The 20,097-nt window shown below is 53.6% G+C and carries 17 protein-coding genes; 8 read left to right on the top strand and 9 right to left on the bottom strand.

The window, feature by feature from the left end; genetic code table 11:
- Positions 1-109: 109 nt before the first annotated feature.
- Both Q31a_RS19095 and Q31a_RS19090 read left to right on the top strand, forming a co-directional pair.
- Positions 110-973: an alpha/beta hydrolase gene (locus tag Q31a_RS19095; protein WP_145081482.1), complete on the top strand. Its 864-nt coding sequence runs from the start codon at positions 110-112 to the stop codon at positions 971-973.
- A gap of 1,486 nt (positions 974-2,459) precedes the next feature.
- Complete coding sequence (locus tag Q31a_RS19090; protein WP_145081479.1) at positions 2,460-2,918, top strand: hypothetical protein; 459 nt, start codon at positions 2,460-2,462, stop codon at positions 2,916-2,918.
- Between the two features lie 631 nt (positions 2,919-3,549).
- Here Q31a_RS19090 and Q31a_RS19085 read toward each other — a convergent pair.
- From Q31a_RS19085 to Q31a_RS19070, 4 genes are all read right to left on the bottom strand, one after another.
- The gene (locus Q31a_RS19085; RefSeq protein WP_145081476.1) at positions 3,550-7,749 is read right to left on the bottom strand and encodes a PAS domain S-box protein; all 4,200 of its coding nucleotides are present in this window, start codon (positions 7,747-7,749) and stop codon (positions 3,550-3,552) included.
- Positions 7,750-7,920: 171 nt separating this feature from the next.
- Entirely contained in the window at positions 7,921-8,661 is a 741-nt protein-coding gene (locus Q31a_RS19080) for a nucleoside hydrolase-like domain-containing protein (RefSeq protein ID WP_231690836.1), read from the bottom strand.
- 317 nt (positions 8,662-8,978) lie between these two features.
- Positions 8,979-9,176, bottom strand: a complete 198-nt coding sequence (locus tag Q31a_RS19075) for a hypothetical protein (protein WP_197355402.1) — start codon at positions 9,174-9,176, stop codon at positions 8,979-8,981.
- Positions 9,177-9,545: 369 nt separating this feature from the next.
- Positions 9,546-9,755 carry an acetyltransferase gene (locus Q31a_RS19070; protein ID WP_145081473.1) on the bottom strand — a complete coding sequence of 70 codons (210 nt, stop codon included), beginning with the start codon at positions 9,753-9,755 and terminating at the stop codon, positions 9,546-9,548.
- 188 nt (positions 9,756-9,943) lie between these two features.
- On the opposite strand from Q31a_RS19070, the gene Q31a_RS19065 reads away from it, so the two are divergent.
- Positions 9,944-10,198 (top strand): hypothetical protein, encoded by a 255-nt coding sequence (locus Q31a_RS19065; RefSeq protein WP_197355401.1) that lies wholly within the window; start codon positions 9,944-9,946, stop codon positions 10,196-10,198.
- A 222-nt stretch (positions 10,199-10,420) separates the two neighbouring features.
- On the top strand, positions 10,421-10,729 hold the full coding sequence (locus tag Q31a_RS19060) for a BON domain-containing protein (protein WP_197355400.1): 309 nt from the start codon (positions 10,421-10,423) through the stop codon (positions 10,727-10,729).
- A 481-nt stretch (positions 10,730-11,210) separates the two neighbouring features.
- Here the strand turns inward: Q31a_RS19060 and Q31a_RS31450 are convergent, their stop codons facing one another.
- The 5 genes from Q31a_RS31450 to Q31a_RS19035 all read right to left on the bottom strand — a co-directional run bounded on the left by Q31a_RS31450 (position 11,211) and on the right by Q31a_RS19035 (position 13,618).
- Positions 11,211-11,468 carry a pyridoxamine 5'-phosphate oxidase family protein gene (locus Q31a_RS31450; RefSeq protein WP_391575340.1) on the bottom strand — a complete coding sequence of 86 codons (258 nt, stop codon included), beginning with the start codon at positions 11,466-11,468 and terminating at the stop codon, positions 11,211-11,213.
- Positions 11,469-11,601: 133 nt separating this feature from the next.
- Entirely contained in the window at positions 11,602-12,135 is a 534-nt protein-coding gene (locus tag Q31a_RS19050; RefSeq protein ID WP_145081463.1) for a hypothetical protein, read from the bottom strand.
- Positions 12,136-12,191: 56 nt separating this feature from the next.
- Positions 12,192-12,569: a BON domain-containing protein gene (locus Q31a_RS30300; protein ID WP_197355399.1), complete on the bottom strand. Its 378-nt coding sequence runs from the start codon at positions 12,567-12,569 to the stop codon at positions 12,192-12,194.
- 368 nt (positions 12,570-12,937) lie between these two features.
- The gene (locus Q31a_RS19040; protein WP_145081460.1) at positions 12,938-13,171 is read right to left on the bottom strand and encodes a hypothetical protein; all 234 of its coding nucleotides are present in this window, start codon (positions 13,169-13,171) and stop codon (positions 12,938-12,940) included.
- 237 nt (positions 13,172-13,408) lie between these two features.
- Entirely contained in the window at positions 13,409-13,618 is a 210-nt protein-coding gene (locus Q31a_RS19035) for a DUF892 family protein (RefSeq protein ID WP_145081457.1), read from the bottom strand.
- Positions 13,619-14,102: 484 nt separating this feature from the next.
- Between Q31a_RS19035 and Q31a_RS19025 the strand changes: the two genes are divergently transcribed.
- From Q31a_RS19025 to Q31a_RS19010, 4 genes are all read left to right on the top strand, one after another.
- A complete protein-coding gene (locus tag Q31a_RS19025; RefSeq protein WP_145081455.1) occupies positions 14,103-14,948 on the top strand; it encodes a DUF4142 domain-containing protein in 846 nt (281 codons plus the stop codon).
- A gap of 489 nt (positions 14,949-15,437) precedes the next feature.
- Positions 15,438-16,106 (top strand): response regulator transcription factor, encoded by a 669-nt coding sequence (locus tag Q31a_RS19020; RefSeq protein WP_145081452.1) that lies wholly within the window; start codon positions 15,438-15,440, stop codon positions 16,104-16,106.
- A 1,935-nt stretch (positions 16,107-18,041) separates the two neighbouring features.
- Positions 18,042-19,127: a DUF1559 domain-containing protein gene (locus Q31a_RS19015; RefSeq protein WP_145081449.1), complete on the top strand. Its 1,086-nt coding sequence runs from the start codon at positions 18,042-18,044 to the stop codon at positions 19,125-19,127.
- 53 nt (positions 19,128-19,180) lie between these two features.
- The gene (locus tag Q31a_RS19010) at positions 19,181-20,041 is read left to right on the top strand and encodes an SAM-dependent methyltransferase (RefSeq protein WP_145081446.1); all 861 of its coding nucleotides are present in this window, start codon (positions 19,181-19,183) and stop codon (positions 20,039-20,041) included.
- The last annotated feature ends 56 nt before the right edge of the window (positions 20,042-20,097 follow it).

Genomic DNA, 20,097 nt, shown 5'->3' with positions numbered 1-20,097 from the left:
GGTAGCCGGGCGTTTTTAGATGGAAGACCAATCGTCGCGACCGGATGATCGGTACCCTCCGCTGGACAAGAAACTCGTAACTTTGATGCCACTCACACGACGCATACGAATGATCCGCCATGCTATGATGGTCACGTCGTGCTTCATCGTCGTCGGATTAATCGCGTCCTGGTTTGTTGCTGGCGCACTCATCGCGCCGAACCCTCGCGCAATCGGTGAGCCGCCACTCGAACTGAACGCAACCGCGTTCAGCGTGAACAGCCAATCTGGTTCTGTGATTTCGGGTTGGCATACCCAACCAGATTTCAGCAACGGCGTGATTGTATTGCTCCACGGTATACGTGGTTCGCGTCTCTCGATGTTAGATCGCGCTCGGATGCTTCATGACGCGGGATATGCAACGGTGATGATCGACCTCCAGGCACACGGCGAGAGCCCTGGAGGTGCAATCACGGCTGGATACCTCGAACGACATGACGTTCGTGCAGCAGTTGAATTTGCACGACGCGAACACCCGGATGAACCGATCGGCGTTATTGGCGTTTCGCTTGGTGGCGCGGCCGCTCTACTGGCCTCGCCCTTGGAAATCGACGCTCTCGTTCTCGAGTCGGTTTATCCGAACATTCACGATGCCATCCACAATCGTGTTGCCGCTAAACTTGGTCCGCTTTCGTCGATCCCCACATGGCTGCTACTCATCCAACTCAAACCTCGTCTTGGCATTTCGCCAAATGAGCTTCGCCCCATCGACCACATGCCTGACATAGAATGTCCGGTTTGCGTCGCATCCGGAACCGACGACCAACACACCACCGAATCAGAAACGCAAGCAATGTTTTCCGCTGCATCAGAACCCAAACATCTTTGGATGGTCGATGGTGCTGCACACGTGGACCTGTTACGCGATAATCCGATACAATACCGACAACACATTGTTCGTTTTCTTGACCACCACCTTCGCGATGAACACTGAGGCACCAGCGAACCAAACGATGCACGTGGTACTGGAAAAGAGTTGATGACTAGCGAGTGTAACTCTCGACTGAGTAGCTGTTAGCCACAGGCTCATTATCTAGGCTTGCAACCGAGGTATAAGGCACCGTGCCGAAATCGTCGGTTGATGTGTAGCCAAGAAAGGAAGCGAGGATGAAAGGTATGGGGTAGCTAGCCTGCCCTGTTCGGTATTGAGCTCCGAGATTTGGTAACTGTCGGCTCCTGCCCAGGGTGCGTTCCTACCGGAAGGAAATATCAGACATCGCGTCATGGGAGCGTCGAGAACCCTTCCTCCAGGCTGGGCGGTTCAACGGCAAGATTCCTATTAGCTACCTGCCTCTCGGCGCACCTCCCGACTGCTCATTAAGCTGCTTGCCAAGCCATCTCTGCCTCGGGTAAACTGACTCTCATCAGATGCCAGTTCAATACCATCCGCATTGCACCTGTGGAGCGAAGCGTCTCAGCTCAACGGACAATCTATCCCTCCGTGCTCGCTACGATCCCAGTTGGAATAGATTGCTACTGGTTGTTATCCGAATAAGCAACCGCGTGAACCACAAGCGATTGGCCGATGCAGCACCAAGTCGTATTTCAATTCCCTGGGACGTTCTTCGCAAAGCATAACGACCTTCTAGCGTTCAAGCAGAAACTGGCCGATTCCATGCCCAAGACTTGCGACGTTAATGGTTACGACGCTGGCTCGGGAACTATCAACTTCTTCGTGTACACAGATTCGCCCCTTGCCGCCCTGAAGCACTTCCGCACCTATTTGGGCACCAATATGGTAGAAAAACACTTGCGTGTATCGTACCGAAACGTTGATGGTGACACGTATACTAATCTGTGGCCATTTCGTGACCCTCGGCCGTTCGACATCGACTACCCAGAGGGAATTGACCCATTTCCGCAAAATCCAAACGCATCATTCCGAAACGCAGCCCACCCGGAGTATCCAAGTTTGAAACGCCAGCGGCGGACGAGTGGCCGAGCAAATAGGCTCAATCCTTGCTCGGCTGTCAATCGTTACTTAGACTGATACCTCACGGACATTTATCTGGCACGATTTCTTTCTGGTTCATGCCAGATGGCGGATAACCACGGCGATTCACGTGCTTACTGGAAGCAAGTTGAGGACAAGTGCGTGGAACTCCCGCCTGGGTAACCGCTAGCCTATTGACCCACTGGCAATCGCTGCAACTGAGCAATTGAGCAGACTCAGTCACCTTCCAGCTAATAGCTCGCAGTTCGTCCAGCTTGAGAGCGAGCTAACGTATCGTGGAAAGTGCGATAGGCCGTTGCATTGCTACTGCAACAGTCTTGGTACTGACAGGAAAACGTAAAATTCGTGCCAGTATTGGGCATGTTTTGCTACCATGAACAGTATCAATATTCTCAGTCCTGGTCTCCAGCGTATCGCTCCTCCTCTATGCGACACGTTGTCGTCCATAACCATGTTATCCGCTCCAATGAGAGTTCAAGACCTTCCGCCGCCATCACGTTTCATGTTCTGGTGCACCGCGCCTTTTCTGTTGGCGACGATCCTCCTTCTTCCGCTGCTCGCTCGACCGCCGGAACCAACTGGTTGGGTGATCCTTGGCGCGTTTGTCCTGCTCTGCTTGTTCGTTCTCATCGGCCTCTGGAATGCGGAACGTTTCTGGTGGTGCTGGCGCGCGGTTGGCGGCATCGTCGCCGGTGGGTACTTGGCCTACCTCATTTCAATGATCGCTGAGGGTCAATGGTTCGGTGATGGTCGCCGTTCGTCTTCAACGGCCCTCAACGCATTGATGGGCCTGATCGTGTTCGGCTACCCCGGTATCATGTGGGCCGTGTTCGGTCGGTTCACATGGAAACCTGAGCCTGAATACGACGACTACACTGACGAATCCACCGACATCGACGAAATGGAGGCCGGAGCGGGCGGATAACTAATTAGGATTTGGGGTCAGCGAGGGACGAGCCTGATTCCAAATCCCTGTTCAGGGCGAGTCGCTGCGTGGCTGGGCCGAAGTTGGTTGCTTGGCTTGCTACCCGAGGTCGGTAAGGGGCAAGGGAGCGGTACTACCATTGAGGGCGTAGGTCGACGGTTTTTCATTGGGCGGCCGCGGGTGGCCGGGGGACGCCCCTGAAGCGACTGCTCAAGCTCCATTGTGAGAACTTCTCTATCCCCAACTTCTGTGTCCGATTTTCAGTAAACGGTAGCGTCCGCTCTGGGGGACCGAACGGGACTCGGAATCGCTAACCCCTTGTGCTCATTGTGTTCGCGTCATTTCAGAAACAGAGAATGGTTATGAAGAGGGTTCGTTACGGGGAGGTATTTGGCAAGCGCATGATAGTCAAATTCCGCTTACCAATCGCAACGAGATTTGGGAAGTGGAGACCACGCTATCACGACTGTGCGATGACGACTAGCTCGTTTGAATGCGGTGCTGGAAACGTCCTGAAGGATTGTCCGCGTCTGGTGGGGCAGTTAAGCGTTTGACAGACACCTAGGCGACAGAGCTTCATTACTGCTGAATGCCGCAGATTCAAGCCTTCCTTGTGCGTTATCCAGCAAGGTCATGAGTTTTTCCCTGTTGTTAAATCGGCAACTTTTTTCAACAGTTGTTTTTCGTCGATCGGTTTGCTCAGATAGTTGTTGCATCCGACATCGAGACACCGGTTCATATCGCTCTGCATCGCGTCCGCGGTAAGTGCTAAGATCGGACCAGTGTAACCTAGCGAACGCAATCTTTGCGCGGTTGCGTATCCGTCTAGATTCGGCATCTGCATATCCAATAGGATTAAATCGGGAACCTTTCCGTCAATTAAATGAGCGGCGATACGTTCTACGGCTTCTAGCCCGTCCGCGCATTCCGACACGGTCGCGCCCGATTTTGTGAGAATATGTTTGCTCAAGAATCGAATATCACGCCGGTCGTCCACAATCAGCACGTGACATGTGAGTTTGGAGGGTTCGTTGTGGTTCGTGTCAACATGCACCCCCCTGCTGTCGAGCATACTTTCGTAGTCAACCAATTCAAGATGCGAGTTTTCGCCCGTTTGAATGCTGACCGAAAACACGCTGCCCACGTTTTCGGTACTTTCGGCAGTGATGGAGCCACCGAGCATTTCCGCCAGTCTCTGGCTGATAATCAACCCCAGTCCGGTGCCACCGAAGTTTCTGCTAACACTCGCATCACCTTGTGAGAATGGCTTAAATAGTCTTGCCATCTGCCCTTGTGAAATACCGATCCCCGTATCGATGACATCGAATTGCAATCGCCACGTCATCGCATCAAACTGAACGCGAATTTGCACTTGGCCACGGTGGGTGAACTTGATGGCGTTGCCAACGAGATTGATCAAAATTTGCTTTAATCGCTTGGCGTCCGACTGGATCACGCTGGGCAGCTTGCCATTATATTGGACTTCCAGCATTAACCCGCCTTCCTTTGCCCGAATCTCCATGATGCTACGAACATCCTCGATTAAGCGGTGTAACTCGAAGGGTTCGCACTCGACTTCCAACTTCCCTGCCTCAATCTTGGAGAGATCCAGGATGTCGTTAATGATTTCCAACAAATAATGACCGTTGTTTCGTATCGTTTTCAGATGCTGTATCGCATCGTCTTGATGGACCAAGTCTTGTAGTAAGTCGGCGTATCCCAAGATCGCGGTCATCGGTGTGCGAATTTCGTGGCTCATATTCGCCAGAAAGGCACTTTTGGATTCGTTGGCGGACTTGGCAGCCATGAGCGCCTCATTTAAAGCCATCTCAAATTCACGCCGGTCATGGACATCGGTTACGGAGCCCACAAACCCAGCGAATTGACCTGCTTCGTTGAAACGTGGCTTGCCAGCATCGATCGCCCAGCGGTAAGCACCATCGGCGGTTTGCAATCGGTAATCTAATTCGAAAGGCTCCCCCCTCTCGGCAGCGACAGTAAAAGTCATCTGTGTCGCTACTCGGTCATCGGGATGCACCGCATTGATCCAGCCGGATTTTTCACCGTCCTCGATTCGCTGGCCGGTGAAGTCATACCAGCTCTGAGAAAGGAATGTGCATTCGTGCTTCTCGTTCGTCACCCAGATCATCGCGGGAGCTGCGTTGGCCATTTCGCGGAAGCGTTGCTCGCTTTCCCTTAATCGCGCCTCGGCCCGCTTCTGATCGCTCACATCGAGCGTCACTCCGTCGAAACTGGTCGGGGTGCCGTCGGCGCTGTAGAAAGTCCGTCCAATCGCCCGTACCCACTTCACAGCCCCGGTGTCCGGGGACACTGTGCGGTAGTCTAGGTTATAGTGCGTGCGTCCTGCAATGCTCTGTTCGATAGCCCGACGCGTGCGTTCTCGGTCGTCTTCGTGGATGCGGTCGTAGAAGGTCTGGATCGTGACGGTGGCGTCGGGCGACAGGTGGAAGTGGGCTTTCACCAATTCATCCCACTGCAGCACGTCGAGCGGCAGGTCACAATACCAGAATCCAACACCACTACTGCGACGGACAAACGCCGAACGCTCCTCGCTCTGACGCAACGCCGCCTCGGCTCGCACCCGCTCCACCACCGCCCAAGTCCGTTCGGCGGTCTCTTCAATGATGGCAATTTCGTTCGGCGTCCAGTCTCGCCGGGCAGAAAATTGGACAGTCATGCCGGCCACGAAACTTCCGCTCTTGACAAGCGGCACGCCGACATGCCCCCGCACCTGGATGGCCGCGAACGCCTCCCGCTCATTGGACGGCCGGCTCGGCTCGGTGGTAGCGTCCACCTCGATCCAAGTTTGGCCACCGAGTAAGCCAGCGAGCAGGGCAGGCCCGAAAGAGGTGACTGGGTATCGGCCGGCAAGTGGCGCGACGCCTGCGGTGTAATCTCGCTCGACGACGTAATCGTCGCCATGGATCTCGAAATAGGCCACTCGGTTCGCCCCCAAATGCTCGCCAAGAACACGACTGGCTTCCGACTGCACATCCACTGGGTCGGACAACGGGCGTAAGCTGTCGGCTAGCGTGACCAGAAACCTCTGCCGCTCCTCAGTCTCGCGGCGCTCGGTGATATCACCGACGATGCTAAGCATTCGCTCGACTTGCCCCTCGGCGTTCTGCCAGACAAGCCCCTTCTTCCAAATGTGCCGCACAGCACCATCGGCCCTACGGATACGACACTCAACAGCCCATGGCGCACCTGTCGCCACGGACTGCTGGAAGGCAGCATCCACCGCCGCACGGTCCTCCGGAACCACGTGTTCGAGAAACATCTCGTAGGTCCACTCCGGGAGGAGCGCGTCATACCCAAACAGCTGATCGTGTCGGAGCGTGCGGCGAGCCGTGTGATCGGCCAGATTGAGGGACCAAAAGCCCAAGTCGGCGGCGGCAAGCGCGAAGTCCAACTGCTCCTGCCCCTCCCGCAGCTGCCGCTCAGTCTCCTTTTGCTCGGTCACGTCTCGGGTCGTTCCGGCGACTGCCTCGATTTCTCCGTCAGCACCAATGACAGGTACGAAAATGTAGTCGTACTGCCGCCGGCCGTTACTGCCGTTAAAAGGGACGTCGCCCCGGATCGGCTGTCCCGTCGATCGTACTTGGTCGATCTCCCGGTCGTGCATCTCCGCGTGCCACGGTTCGTATCCAATCTCGAGGAACGTCTTTCCGATCGCGCCCTCATAGCCACGACCCCACATTTTAATGAGAGCGTCGTTGGCGTAGAGCACCCTGTGATCAAGGCTGAACACATACACGAAATCGGGGGTATTCATTAGAACCGTTTCGTAAACCCGCCGCTGGCGTTCAGATTCGGCTGCAAGGCGGGCAATCTGTTCCTTGCCCCGCTTTTGGTCGGTAATATCGAGGAAAGTGAGGACTATGCCACCGATGTGGTCATCGATAGTGCGATAAGGCGAGGTACGGGCAAGGTACCATTGCTCCCCCAAATTAACTTCACGCTGGCCGGGCTTGAGGTGCGCCAGTGCACGTTCGGCATCGGTGACGATTTCGGAGTAGGCGAGCTGGTGGCCAAGGTCAGAGAGTGGGTGGCCAATATCGGTCGAGATGAGATTGAAGAACGCATTGCCCGAGGGAATGAGCCGCTGAATGAGCAGCTCGCGGTCGAGGACGATGATCGCAATGTCCGTGGCGGCTATCAGGTTATGCAAGTCGGTATTGGACCGTGCGAGTAGGTCGGAATTGCGCGTTAGCCTGTAGTTCACCGCTGTCAGTTCCTCATTGATCGCCTGCATATCTTCGCGGCTAACATTCGGATTTTCTGTCGCAGACTGCAGTGCCTTGTTCATCTCCAGCAACGCGTGGGTGTGCGCCTTGAGCTCTTCAGTGGACACCCGCGATTGCTCCATCGTGAACGGCCCATGCGCGGTCTTTGCTACCAGCTCTCGCTCCAAGTGGACGGCCGTATGATGAGCTTCCGAGCTTCTAGACGCAGCACTCTTGGCCGCTCCGTCCGTCGGATGCTCTTCGAACACGATGAGCAGAAAACCCGGCGCAACGTCGCCAGCGGGAATGACACGGATGTCCACCAGGCCAAGAGCCTCGATCGGTACACGGCATGCGGTCGCCTCAATTTGTGTTTGCGTAGCGGCATGGATCGCGGCTCGCAGTCTGACGCGCAGCATGGGATGCGCTATGCGCAAGAGGATGTGATTGTCCTTGCCGCCGGTAAATTGTAGAAAGCGGCCCGCCGACTCGGAGAGGTGCACGATCTCGTGCGCGGAATCTACGAGAATCGAGGGTGGGCAAAAACGCTCGATCAACCGATGGTGCAATTCGCTCGGCAGCAAAGGGAGCTTCCTTCAACGCGGGTAAAAAATAGTGAGGTTGCTTTTCGCTGACATCCGCCACAACTGTATCAGAGTATAAGCCTTCGCGAGCCTGCCAAGCCACCTCCTCATCCAGATAGGTGCAAAACCTATAGATGCGATGTCCCCCTAGCTTGGCAGCGTGTTTGCAGATCAGAATGGCAATGGGGTAAGCCAGCCCTGGTCGTCGCATGCGGAAATAAATCGCATCCTTTCAGCTACGATCCCGCAATCGTACTCGTAACTTACTCGATACACTAATGTGCTCGTTCTGCGAATTCCTTCTGAAAATCTCTGCGCCATTTCGATATGGAGGAGCCGCCGGGACCATCGATGTACTGGTTCTTGTCGCCGTCTTTTTTCATACTGGCCGCCCCAACTTGGTTGAGTTGGATCCTCGGGGTTGCTAATCCCTCGAACCGTACAGACCAGATGCAAGCATGCAGGAGAGTCACCTTCGCAGACTCCTGTGCAACCCATGCCTTCATGAGAATATATTTCGGAGAGCGGACCATGTTCCTTACGGATGTTCTCGTTAACCCAAGAGAGATCCGAAAGTTTGTCGTGTTCGCCACACATTGCCTGATACGTTTTACCCGACTCGATGATGAACATCTCAGGAAATTCCTCCAGCAGCCAACCGTGCGACGCGTCTTGATAGGCGATCAGGAAGATGCGCAGCTTGCTGAAAAACTTCTTTAACTCAGGTTCACTCCGTGTTTGCTTCACGTCCCAAATTATCTGAGCGACTTCGCGGGGGCCACCCCAGACGCTGATCCAGACCGGCCGTGGGGCAGGCTTTTCGACGATCTTAATAATTGCATTCGACGCTTCGCTGTCCAGGCCCCTTACCGATGATTTCAGTGACCGGTTGCTTGCTGTGCCCCAGATCACGTTAACTCCGTGGTTCCTCGCCTTGCCCTCGAACGTAATGGATTGTCGACCGATTGTTGTTCGCTCAAAAATGCTTCACTCAAGATTTCGCGAAAGTTCTGGCGTCGTCGGTAGTTGTGCGATGGCCGTCGATTCGAATTATCCCAGGGACGATCGCTTCGGTCCACTAGCTGTTCGCTGGTAACTGTGGCCAAGCAAAATTGAATAGTCGGCGTTGAAAGTAGTGGTTGTAGTGGGCTTTATCCCCAGCATGTTAGATGCTGGTTACATCCTGGTGTCGCGCCCATTGGAACTGACTTGCCTATAACAGATTGCACCTAGTCCGTATCACGATGGGGTGCGACTGGATTGGACGCATCCGGCGGCGGGAATTCGATGAGTGGATGTTTCGTAGGCGTAATGTCGGCAGGATGCTCGACATCGAGTTTTCGGCCACAATTTGGGCAGGCGACGGCTTGCTCGTCAACTCGCTGATCACAACCAGGGCATTCTATGCCATTGAGCGGTTCATTCATTTCTCGAACTCCGGTTTGTTTCGATTCGGCGCGACTTGGATTACCCGTTTGAGCAAAATCGGTACCGCTACACTGATGGAAATTGCCATAATCTTCACTGATGAGAACAGGTTAGCGACAATCGGACGCATTCGGTCGGATTGCGCGAACAGACCGGCATTGAGCACACTTCCGGCAATGATGAATTCAACCGCGACCACTCAGGCCAATGCCGACGGCCAGCGCGTCAATTACGGAAAGCCCCAGTAGGGAAGTCGGTAATCTGCGTTCAGTTTTTCACCTTTGAGTACCTCGTGCCGAGGTGTTCATCGCGATGTCGTAGAAGGTTCTTGGCAGAAGGTTTGCGTATCCCTCAGGGGATGACCATGATTATGCAACTTGGTAATGGGCGTCGGTCCAGCATTTTGGTAAAGGTTCCCCAGAGGGAAATTCGAGTTCGCCCTTGCTGAACTGTCTTTCATCCTGCTCCTCTTCGCCAGCTTGGCGACATCCGTCAACGTGCGTTTCATGCGGGCTGGCGAGCTGATTTACGTTGTTGACGCGAACGAGGTCACCGGAAGTTGTATCTTTCATAAACATGGTAGTTGCTCCAACGATTTCGCGGACTCAGACGGACGGGGTATCCTTCAATCAACTCGTGCAAATGCCATACCGAGCAACTGCGTAACCGAAGTCGCCAAGATCTCTAGATCCATCCGCCGTACCGAAACTATTGGCGAGTCTCGCTACAGCGGACGTCATCTGCATCGGCACGGCGCTTGCTCAGTATGGATCGCTGGTACCCCTGTGATGCAGTGTCTAAGGACTCGACCGAAACTAAAGTGACCGCCTCGTCCCGCATGCCGTTCGTCAACGTAATTGCGGAAACGGGGACCAAGTTTGCCATCGCGAAACGCGCGTTAGTCGTCGAGCATTGTTTTGGGAATGTTCATTTGAGTTTTCGCGGACACCACCCAAGACTTTTAGCGAACGACGCCAAGACTTTCGACAGTGCTTCCGATCGGTATGTGAACCAACGGTAGGGCAAATGGCGCGACCTGCTATCGAATTCGGGTTTCTGTGGTAGCGAACGTCGCCAAGACGTCCGGAATACAGCGCGTCCGAAGCTGCGTTTTTCCGCTACTTCCTCATGCGACATCCGCCAACTCAAAAGCTGGATGGGGGATTTCCCCATTGCGGAAATCGGGAATCTTCGCTGTTCCGTTGCAGGTGAGACCGTAACATACCTTGAAAGCATTCTACAAATGTCACTATTAAAAGGAGGCTTCACCGTGCTGCAAACGCTACCGGCCCCTTTCACCGGCGAAACTCGGATTCGGGGAGTTTCGCCAAACGCAATGGAGCAACGGATTCAACAACGCCTGCGACAAAGCCCCTACCGCCATTTGAAAGATGTTCAATGCCGATTGGACGGACGAACAGCCTTCTTGACCGGAATCCTCCCCTCGTACTTTATGAAGCAAATGGCTCAGGAGGTCGTTCGGCGAGTTGATGGCGTCACCGCGATCGACAATCAAGTGGAAGTTTGGACAGCAGAGGAGAGGCAGCCATGAGTCAACTTCGATTCAATCAGTCGTGTCCAGTCTGTGGCCGTAAACTATTGGCCCGCATTGAGCTATTCGGGAAGCAGGTTAGTTGTTCACATTGCCACGCTGAATTTCGAGCCAACAATAGCCAAGGCTACGGGAAGGATTTCTGAAGGCGAGAGGAATCATTGATGGATCGCGTCGAACAAGTACTGACGACAGTGCGATAATGAATGGGAACTCGACTACGTCGGTGGAGTTGCTTGGCGACCTGCCAAAGCGAAACAGATTTGCCGAGTTCGGTTTGCCACCTTGCACAATCTCCGTGACGATGTTGGTGGAGACCGGCTAACGTAATGCTGTTGCCGCCGAACCCCAATGTAGAAAGGCAGCTCGCGCACGCCGAAGTGCGACCGCCGTAGGGCAGTGCGTCTTTCGTTTTGCCGGAAATGCCTGCCCAGGCGAACTCCGGTTCCCATTGAAGATCCGGTACTAACTCGTGAACTTTTTACTCAATTGTTTTAGCTTTGGTAAGGTTACTCGCGTCGCGCCGTCTCGGGTTATGGACGCGTTTCGAAGTTGACGAAGGTAGATCGATTGAAAGCCGTGTCGTCTGTGGTCGTTGCAGACCGCTCAGAAACCAGATATGCCCTTGATCGTCCACTCGTCTCGTACTCATGGGGATTGCATGGAATGGCGTCGCCTCCAAGTCGGTACACAGCATTGCAAAATCGATCGACTCGGCAAGCTCTTTGAGCTTTGCGATAGCCTCTCAATTGCTAAGGTTCTCAGTACTCACAAAGATCTCCAGCTAAAAGTTGTCGACGTTAACAGCAATGAGCCTTTCCCGTCGAAACGACAAAGGCTCCATGAATCAATGTCTGCCATGCGAATCCGTTCTACGACGACGCTTCAGAAACACTCTTAACCGAAACGTGGTCCGCCCCAGCTTGGTTAAAAACTTCTTTCGCACGTTTGACTTCGTCGCTGTTGCAAACTCGCACGGAGATCAGCGCACGACCGTCTTTCAAGTATCCTTCGTACTCTTTCGCTTCATATTCGGAGAACCCCATCCCGATCAGCCCGCCCGTCAACCCGCCTGCTGCCGAGCCGATTGCCGCTCCGCCGAGTGCTGCCATAATGGGGCCAGCGGCAATGAACGGCCCAAGTCCAGGAATCGCTAAGGCTCCGATACCCGCGGCCCATCCAAGGGCACCGCCCAAAAGTAGCCCGCTGCCCGCACCCGTGGCCGCACCCTCAGGTGCCTTTGTGTTCCCTTCCATCACAATCTCACCTCCGCTATCGCCGTCAGCCATCACGAAAGATATTTCGGACTCTCTGAACCCCGCCGCCCGCAGTCCTTCGGCGACGTTAATGGCTTCAGCTCGATTGTCTGCGATTCCAAAGACCGCTTGATTGTGTTCGTTGTTCATTGATTAACCTATCGTTTCAAAAGTATGGATCGGGTTGAGGATGAGTGGTTGAAGAGTTAGTCCTTTTCAACTTCGAGTTCGTTCGTCACATTACCAGTGCCTGCGACCTTACCAGCAATACGGGCAATCGCGTCTCGCTCAGTGGATGATGCAACTGGTCCACGAAGTACTACCTTTCCGCCATCGGTGATGATCTTCACATTACGACCATTCACGGACAGATCTTCGGTGTCCAACACCGCTTTGCGAATCGCGGCAACCTGATCGATGTCCGCCGAAGCATTGGATTGATCCATTGGCGTAACGGTTCGATCGTCCGCATCCCGCTCATTGACGGCGGTGTTATCGCGATCTGACGGGGCGGGTTTGGTGCTGTCAAAAGTGCATCCGACAAGTAGCAGGCCGACTAAGCCCACCGTGAGAATTCTATTCACATCAACGCCTCCCGAAACAAATACTGAAGCTGCTCACGCCTTGGTCCGGCCCCTCGTTGACGCCGCACGGCCTTGGCTTGGCGTGGACGCGAGTAAAGTACGTCACGTCGGAGTCGGCTAGTCGCAAAGCGTGTGCCAAGAAATGAATGCAGAGCCAAAATATCACTGGTGGTTTCAAAGGATGCGTCGACTACCCACCATGCGCAACGATTCTGTTAAGTCAGTTCCGAGCAGACTAGCATCGCGACGGAAGTAATCGCAGGTTCACTACGGGAGATAGGCATCTCTTATGAATGTCTTGGTACGCAGAGGCACCGCCGCGAAATACGCAACGCCGATCAGAGCTGTGATGTGCAAGTCGGACACATCTATTTACGATCCTGTAAGCCATCGATTCCCATCTTTTCTGCGCAGTGATCGCAGCAGAAAAACCTTCCATCCGCTTCGAGTCCGTGACCAATGATCCGACAACCGCAACATTCGCAGATCGGAGCGAGACGGTGAATCGCGCATTCAAAGCTATCGAAAGTGTGCGACGTGCCCCCCTTCACGATATCAAACGACTTGTCGTACTCATTTCCACACGTTTCACATTTTCCCATGGGTATCTTCCTTGCTTGCTAAGAAATTTCGCGAATTGGCGTCCAACTGTTAATTTCTAATTTTTTTGGAAAGCGAGTGATCATCTGTAATCTAGCTCTATTTCTGCTTCACTTTGCCGACGAGGTGTTCCATTTTCACTGTGCTCTTGTAGGCATTGTTCTAAGCCTTTTAGTAGTGATGCGAGGCCGTAGATCGATTGTATTTTTGTATCTTCTGAGCACTTTTGGTGCCATTATTCATCCCGTGATTTCTTCGTCGAGCGTTTGTTGAAATAGGTCCGCTACGTCTTGGCGACCACATTGCTGGGCAAACGTCCGCGCTGGGTCGTAACCTGCCATCTCGTTGTGTTCGACTCGTTGAGCTTCCGAGATCGGGGCTGCGTCTTTGATTGACGTTTCGCCGGAAGCATTGATGCCCCTCTCGCCTTCCTTGGTCAGTCCCTTCATGTTTCCCACGCTCTCGCTTTGCCGTCACATCGAGCAACTCGAACTTGCGTTCCAGCCGAACAACTTGAGTTCGGGTTTCATCAAGATGATGCGAGAATGCCGCTTCAACTCAGGTGCAGCCGCAGAGTCGATCATGTTGGGTCGTGCGTCGACCAAGCGGCTTTCCGCATCGTAGAGGTCTGAAGTTGTTCGACGAGCAAGTCATCGAGGGAATTGAACTCTGTGTTAGTAACAGTCCCATCGTTATTGTCCAAAATCAAAGTAATGGAAATGAAGTGATTGAAGCTATCGTTGCAAACAGTGCGTCTCCGCTGCCACCGAGAAACCCTCCATGTGATATGGGGGAGTCCCCCAATTCGCAAAGACTAAAGGGATTTGTGTCTGCTCATCGCATCGAGGCACGTCGAATGCGGTAGTCGTCATCAACCAACTACGGCGGTGTTGCCGTAGTGAGCCTTTCACAGTCGACATTCAGGAGCATCTCATGTCGAAATTACGCTTCTCCACTGCTGCCTTAACGATTGCAGCAATCTCTGGATTTTCGATCGCTAACGCCCAAACTCCGGTTCAGCCCGGTCAGCCGATCGTCCAGCCTGGGCAACCGACGACCACTCCTGGGCAGCCGCTCGATGCACCATTGGATGCACAGAACCAACGAGGCGATCGTTACGAATCCCGACGCGCGTCGAATGATTCGCAGCAACAAGGCCCCACGGTGAAGGAAGCCTTGGTCCAGAAGTTGATTAAGTCGAACGAAGCCGAGATCGAACTGGCCAAGCTGGCTCAGCAAAAATCGGACAACCAAGAGGTGAAGCAGTTCACACAGACGTTGATCCAAGATCATCAGTCGCTCAATCAAACACTGCAAAAGCATGCTGCCACCAGCCAATCTGGACAAGCTCGCTCAGTGCAAGCCGGAACTGCACGGGGCGACCAGCCTCGAACGGCAGAGAATCGAACTGCCAACAGCGGAGCCGGCAACGATCGTGCCGCCAACGATCGACGGAGCGAGAATCGAATGACCAATTCTCAATCGAACCGAGTTCCGAAGGAGCTGTGCGAAATCGGTGAGCAGGCTTGTGAAAACGCATTGAAGATGACCAAAGAAATGCTCAACGGGTACGAAGGTCAAGACTTCAATATGGCTTACCTCGGTCAGCAATGCGTCATGCACACCATGATGCTGGCCGAGTTGAAGGCCATCGAAAGCAGCGGACTTCAAGAGCTGCAGGAGATCGCTCAGCAAGCATCCGCCAAGGTTCAGCAGCATCTCGACAAGGCAAAGCAAATCGCCAAGAAATTGGAAGACGATAGCAAGGCACGCAGCTAGCTTCTCCGGACATTTCGGAAGTAACATCAGCCACATGGCGCGAGCAACGGACACTCCAACCGTGAGCGACGCTATGTGGCTGATTCTTTGCATTTTTTCCATGGGTTCAGCAATCAGAGCGAAACTGTATGCGAGTTCCGCTAATTGCTTCATCCGCAGAAACAGCTTGGGATGAGAGGGCACCTCTCGAATCAGCATGATGGAGGCAGCCGCACGATGAGTTCACTTCCGGCGCCCCGTCCTTCGCTCATCGCTTCGACGTTGCCATCATGCAGCTCGACTAGACTGCGTAACTGAGGAGAGTATTCAACTGACGATAATGCGCAATGGTGTTGGCATTAAAAATGCTGAGCTTCACAAGGCAGATTCAAACAGCTTGCGGCTTATGCTTTATCGAGCCGCATCGGTGGGTTGCAAGTTGGAAATTGAATCCACCGAAGGCCAAGGAACTCGCGTGTTGCTCACTATTCCCCAACGGAGCTGGCAATCATGACCAAAACCCTCAGCAACACCGCGAGAATCGCCGTTGTTGATGACCACGGCATCGTCCGCTTTGGCTATTCACAACTGATCAATCAGGATCCATCGCTGGAGCTTTGCGGAATGGCAAGCAATGAACGAGAGGGGCTGGAAATGCTCGGTCGGGAACAGCCTGATCTCGCCATCGCCGACCTGTCGCTCAGGGAGGGCGGCGGCATGGATTTGATTCAAGCAGCGTTGAAGAAGCGTCGGCAACTCAAGATTCTAGTCATTTCTGTTCACGATGAAAGCCTGTTTGCTCACCGCGTTCTGGCCCTCGGTGCGCGCGGCTTTATTAACAAACAAGAGGCTCCCGAGCGATTGGTCGAAGGCATTCAAACGCTGCTTGAGGGCGAATTGTACTTCAGCGAAACGGTTAAGAAGCATTGGATCCGTGGTCTTTTAGGAACCAGTGTGCCCGCTTCGCTGGAAGGTGCCGATTCACTCTCGAATCGCGAGCTGCAAGTGTTCGAATTAATTGGCAATGGCTACAGCACACGACAGATAGCTGACGCGCTGTACTTGAGCGTCAAGACAATCGAGCGCCACAAAGAGAATATTAAGCAAAAAATAGGCATAAACCACGCCACGCAATTAACTCAGCACGCAACGCAATGGGTTTTGCAACGGTGGCACTGAACGGTTTGGGGAAAAGCCTCGTTTAATATTGGGAAAAGTCCCAATTTCCGATTTGCGTAACCGCTTGTATTGGTCCAGCCTAAGATGTGAAAACGCAGTTTGAGAATTGCATAGTAAGGAAATGAAATTGAGGTTCTTTGGCTGCAAAGGGGGCTAGTCTCCAAACCGCCAGGGTTTTGCGCATTGGGGCCGTTACCAAGTTCGTTAATGAGCTGAAATCTTAGCAACTAGCGAGGGCTCATATTGCCCTCCACGGATGTTTGTCAACGGCGAAGATGCGGCGCTCGAGTTGCTTCCCAGCCGTGCTCTATCCCCATCGAGAAGGATTGCACGATGTCTCGCGATCAATGTCTGAGGCGCGAGCCGGTCCCTCCCATCCTCAAGCTTTAAAGTGAGAACTTCTCTAAGCCCACTTCTGTGTCGGGCTTTCAGTAGAGCGTTGCATCCGCTCCAGGGGACCGAACAGGACTCGGAATCGCTAACCCCACTGTGCTCATTGTGTTTGCGTTATTTCCGAAACAGAGCATGGTTATGAAGAGGGTTCGTTACGGGGAGGTCATGTGGAACTCATGAATCCAAAGCAAGACGCAAATTCCGTGCTGAAATGCATTATCCCACAATGCCAAGTTTGCGCGGGTCGAGGGCTATGGGGCAATTTGCCACGTTCTGGTTCAATTTCAGCCGATTGATCTGAACTTTCAAACGCAGTAGAATTTCGCGGGCGAGGAGCGGGTTTGCGCTATGCAAGCATCGCAGGATTTAATCAGTTGGATCACGTTTTCCGTAGGTTTTCATTCATCCGATCGCGCACTCCAGTGCGCTGGGTCGCGTTATGCCTACTTGGAATCCATCTCGTTCTAATCTTGGGGATTTCGATTCCCGTCTATCCCACGAAAACGGTCACTGAAAGATTTCCTTGCGAAAACTCCCCCTGTGGCTGCTCTTCAGCGGCATTCTGTTGGGACAAATGCTGTTGCCATACGGACGTAGAGAAGCTCGCCTGGGCAGAAAGCAATAAAGTTCAGGCGCCCAAGTTTCTAGTAGCTAGGGTTAAGCCGAAATCAGAGGTCGTTTTGAGTAAGCAAGAAAAGGGTGCGAATTGCTGCTCAACTGCCAACCCAGAATCCTGTCACTGCGGTTCTTACTCGATTGCAAAATCGGATTCCCTGGCCTGTTCTCAATGTAGTGCAAAACGGCAAACACAAACGGGAACTCCCAGACAGGGGTGCTGCGCCAATCCTGGAGTAACAGCGGAGCAGAAAGAGCAGCCGGCTCCCCGCGAGTGTTGCGGAAGCAAAGCCAGCCAACCGACTCGCACTTCAACCAGCAACGGTCGCCCGCTCGTAAGAATTGTGCTACTTGATCCCGCGCTGCGTTGCTTGGGTATCCAGATGGCCGTCGCGCTATTCAGCGATTCTTGGATTCCAGAGCGCGACTCAATCGTTGAACCACCGGATCCAATTTGTCTCGGTTGGTTATGCAGGGTGGACGTAATATGTCCATCCATCTATCTACCTGTCGATGGGCCAGTTCCGCGAGCGGCTTAGGTACGCCTCCTATTTTTTTGTCGACAGTTGCTACTCGCTGCCTGAGTGCTTGATTGCGCACATCCGGAAAGTTTGCTTTAAGGCCGCGCATTCGCAGTGCTCGAAAGGTGCAACAGCGGGTCTGCAGCCGATTGTCGAGATTGAAAGACCTGAGGCGCTTCTACGCATACCGACTTCGGTAGCACTTTGGTTGTAACGCGGCATCAATCGCGCTCATGGAGCGTGATGCACAGCCTGCTCCTCGCAAAGTTGGCCCGACCGCGCCTCATGGGCGCGATTCATGCCGTGACCGTGCTTACTAAAGATTTAAGGACTTGAAGGCCAGCCTTCAAGCTCCACTGGGGATTTTACGCACACGCATTCCACGCGAATAATGAGACTTCCAATAATGACATTTCGATTTTCCATATTCCTTTCCATTGTCCGTTCAAAACGTCGGAGGCGCGCGGCCCTAAGTGGCTTTACTTTGGTAGAACTCCTCGTCGTCATAGCCATCATCGGCATCTTGGTTGGATTGCTTTTGCCAGCCGTTCAAGCGGCGCGAGAAGCAGCACGCCGCATGCAATGCAGTAACAACTTGAAGCAATTGGGGCTGGCGCTGCACAACTACGAGAGCGCTCATCAGGCGTTTCCAGGTCCGGCATACTCAACTTCAAACGCAAGCATGGTTTATGGATTTTCTGTTCAAGCGTTCTTGTTGCCTTTTATGGAACAGGGTAATTTGGAATCACTGATTGACTATCGAACACCGTTGTACACCGGAGCTTTGAATAACCAGCAGTTCAATCCTGCGCATGCGGCGGTTGCTCGCCAGCCGCTAGCAATCTTCTTGTGCCCGTCTGATGGTCAGGAACCAATTTACAGCGTCGGCAACAACACGTTCGCCGGTACTAATTATGTCGTTTGCACAGGGTCAGGAACTGACAAGAATTACGATTCGCGAGTTCGCACTGACGGTATGTTTTGGCGTGGTTCCAACACCAAGTTTCGCGATATGACCGATGGAACTTCTAATACGATGGTGTTCTCCGAAGCGCTCATGGGTGCTGGGGCGAACTATTCTCCTGGGCCCCCTTCTCCAGCCACGCCGCACGGACGCTACATGGCTGCCTATCCCGGCGGGCCCGGCAGCATGAATGGCTCGGGGCAAGGGTTTAACGGCGCACCGGGCGACAACCCAGACTTGTTGGTAGCCGCCTCCGGCGCAGCCATTTGGTCTGGCGCTAGGTGTAACGCGTGGATCCACGGCAAAGATGGCGATACCGGATACAACGCATATCCATCGCCTAACGCCGATGCACCGGATGTCGTGAAGAACAACTGGGGATTCTTGGCAGCGCGCAGCCAGCACACCGGCGGCGTAAGCACAACGCTCGGCGATGGTTCCGTTCAATTCATCAGTGACAGTATCGACATCGGCAGTTGGCGGGCGCTTTCGACGCCGGCCGGTGGAGAAGTTATCAACGACTTCTAGCAAGTCACCATGCAGCAAAACCCGACAGTTGAAACCAAAGAGATTCAGTTATCATGAAACGCCTCAGTTCAAGCATGCGATACTTTATGTGTGTTTTTTCCGCGATTGCTGTCAGCACGTGGATGCAGTCGACGACTCGTGCGCAAGAGTCATCGATCTCTCCGTTTACGCTCGTTGGTCTCGGACCGGGCGACCCAGAACTACTGACCCTACGCGCTATCAAGGTGATCGAGAGTGCCGACGTCGTCTTTTGTCGCGACCGGAACGTACCGATGCTCGGTGATCAGCTCAAGGGAAAGGAATTGCATTTCGATTACTGGCGACTGTTTCCGTTCTATGGGCAGTCAGAGGATTCAATCAAACCCGAGCAACTTAATGAGTTTCGTGAGACGCAAACCAAGCGAATAGAGTTCGTAAACTTGGTTCGAGCTGCAGTAGCAGCCGGGAAGAAGGTTGCAGTCTTGGATATGGGCGACCCAATGGTTTTCGGTCCGAGTGCATGGACATTGGAGGAATTCGCAGACCTGAATCCCAAGGTTGTTCCGGGGGTTAGCGCCTTCAATGCAGCCAATGCAGCGTTGCGGCGTAGTGTGACTAACGGCAAGCATACCAAGAGCGTTACGCTCACAGCGGGCGATAGGATTGGAGCACACGATAACATCGAACAGCTATCCGTGCATCAGAACTCCATGGTGCTCTTCACCATGCGAACCGAGTTTCGAGAATTCATCGAGAAGCTCTCGGTCAATTATCCCGCAGATACGCCGCTAGCCGTCGTACAACATGCGGGAGATTCGAATCTTGAGAAAGTGATTGAGTCTACCGTGGGGACGGCGCTCAATGACATCCGAGCGGATGAGCTCCCGTTCGACTACATGATCTACGTTGGTAGTTTTCTCGATCAGAAGTACTAGCGACTTGAAGCCATCGACGCTCTGACGCATGTTTTGCCAAAAACTCGACAATAACA

Origin of the sequence: Aureliella helgolandensis, from assembly GCF_007752135.1 — a bacterium.
GTDB classification, from domain to species: domain Bacteria; phylum Planctomycetota; class Planctomycetia; order Pirellulales; family Pirellulaceae; genus Aureliella; species Aureliella helgolandensis.
Note: the sequence above shows the minus strand (reverse complement) of the source record. Positions and strands in the feature narration are given on the sequence as shown.

Excerpts from the sequence above, each read along its gene's own strand:
- Q31a_RS19095 (WP_145081482.1), top strand. The coding sequence starts at position 110 with ATGATCCGCCATGCTATGATGGTCACGTCGTGCTTCATCGTCGTCGGA.
- Q31a_RS19035 (WP_145081457.1), bottom strand. The coding sequence starts at position 13,618 with ATGAAGGGACTGACCAAGGAAGGCGAGAGGGGCATCAATGCTTCCGGC.
- Q31a_RS19020 (WP_145081452.1), top strand. The coding sequence starts at position 15,438 with ATGACCAAAACCCTCAGCAACACCGCGAGAATCGCCGTTGTTGATGAC.
- Q31a_RS19090 (WP_145081479.1), top strand. The coding sequence starts at position 2,460 with ATGAGAGTTCAAGACCTTCCGCCGCCATCACGTTTCATGTTCTGGTGC.
- Q31a_RS19070 (WP_145081473.1), bottom strand. The coding sequence starts at position 9,755 with ATGTTTATGAAAGATACAACTTCCGGTGACCTCGTTCGCGTCAACAAC.
- Q31a_RS19040 (WP_145081460.1), bottom strand. The coding sequence starts at position 13,171 with ATGGGAAAATGTGAAACGTGTGGAAATGAGTACGACAAGTCGTTTGAT.
- Q31a_RS19050 (WP_145081463.1), bottom strand. The coding sequence starts at position 12,135 with ATGAACAACGAACACAATCAAGCGGTCTTTGGAATCGCAGACAATCGA.
- Q31a_RS19025 (WP_145081455.1), top strand. The coding sequence starts at position 14,103 with ATGTCGAAATTACGCTTCTCCACTGCTGCCTTAACGATTGCAGCAATC.
- Q31a_RS19065 (WP_197355401.1), top strand. The coding sequence starts at position 9,944 with ATGGATCGCTGGTACCCCTGTGATGCAGTGTCTAAGGACTCGACCGAA.
- Q31a_RS19010 (WP_145081446.1), top strand. The coding sequence starts at position 19,181 with ATGAAACGCCTCAGTTCAAGCATGCGATACTTTATGTGTGTTTTTTCC.
- Q31a_RS19060 (WP_197355400.1), top strand. The coding sequence starts at position 10,421 with ATGTCACTATTAAAAGGAGGCTTCACCGTGCTGCAAACGCTACCGGCC.
- Q31a_RS19075 (WP_197355402.1), bottom strand. The coding sequence starts at position 9,176 with ATGAATGAACCGCTCAATGGCATAGAATGCCCTGGTTGTGATCAGCGA.
- Q31a_RS19015 (WP_145081449.1), top strand. The coding sequence starts at position 18,042 with ATGACATTTCGATTTTCCATATTCCTTTCCATTGTCCGTTCAAAACGT.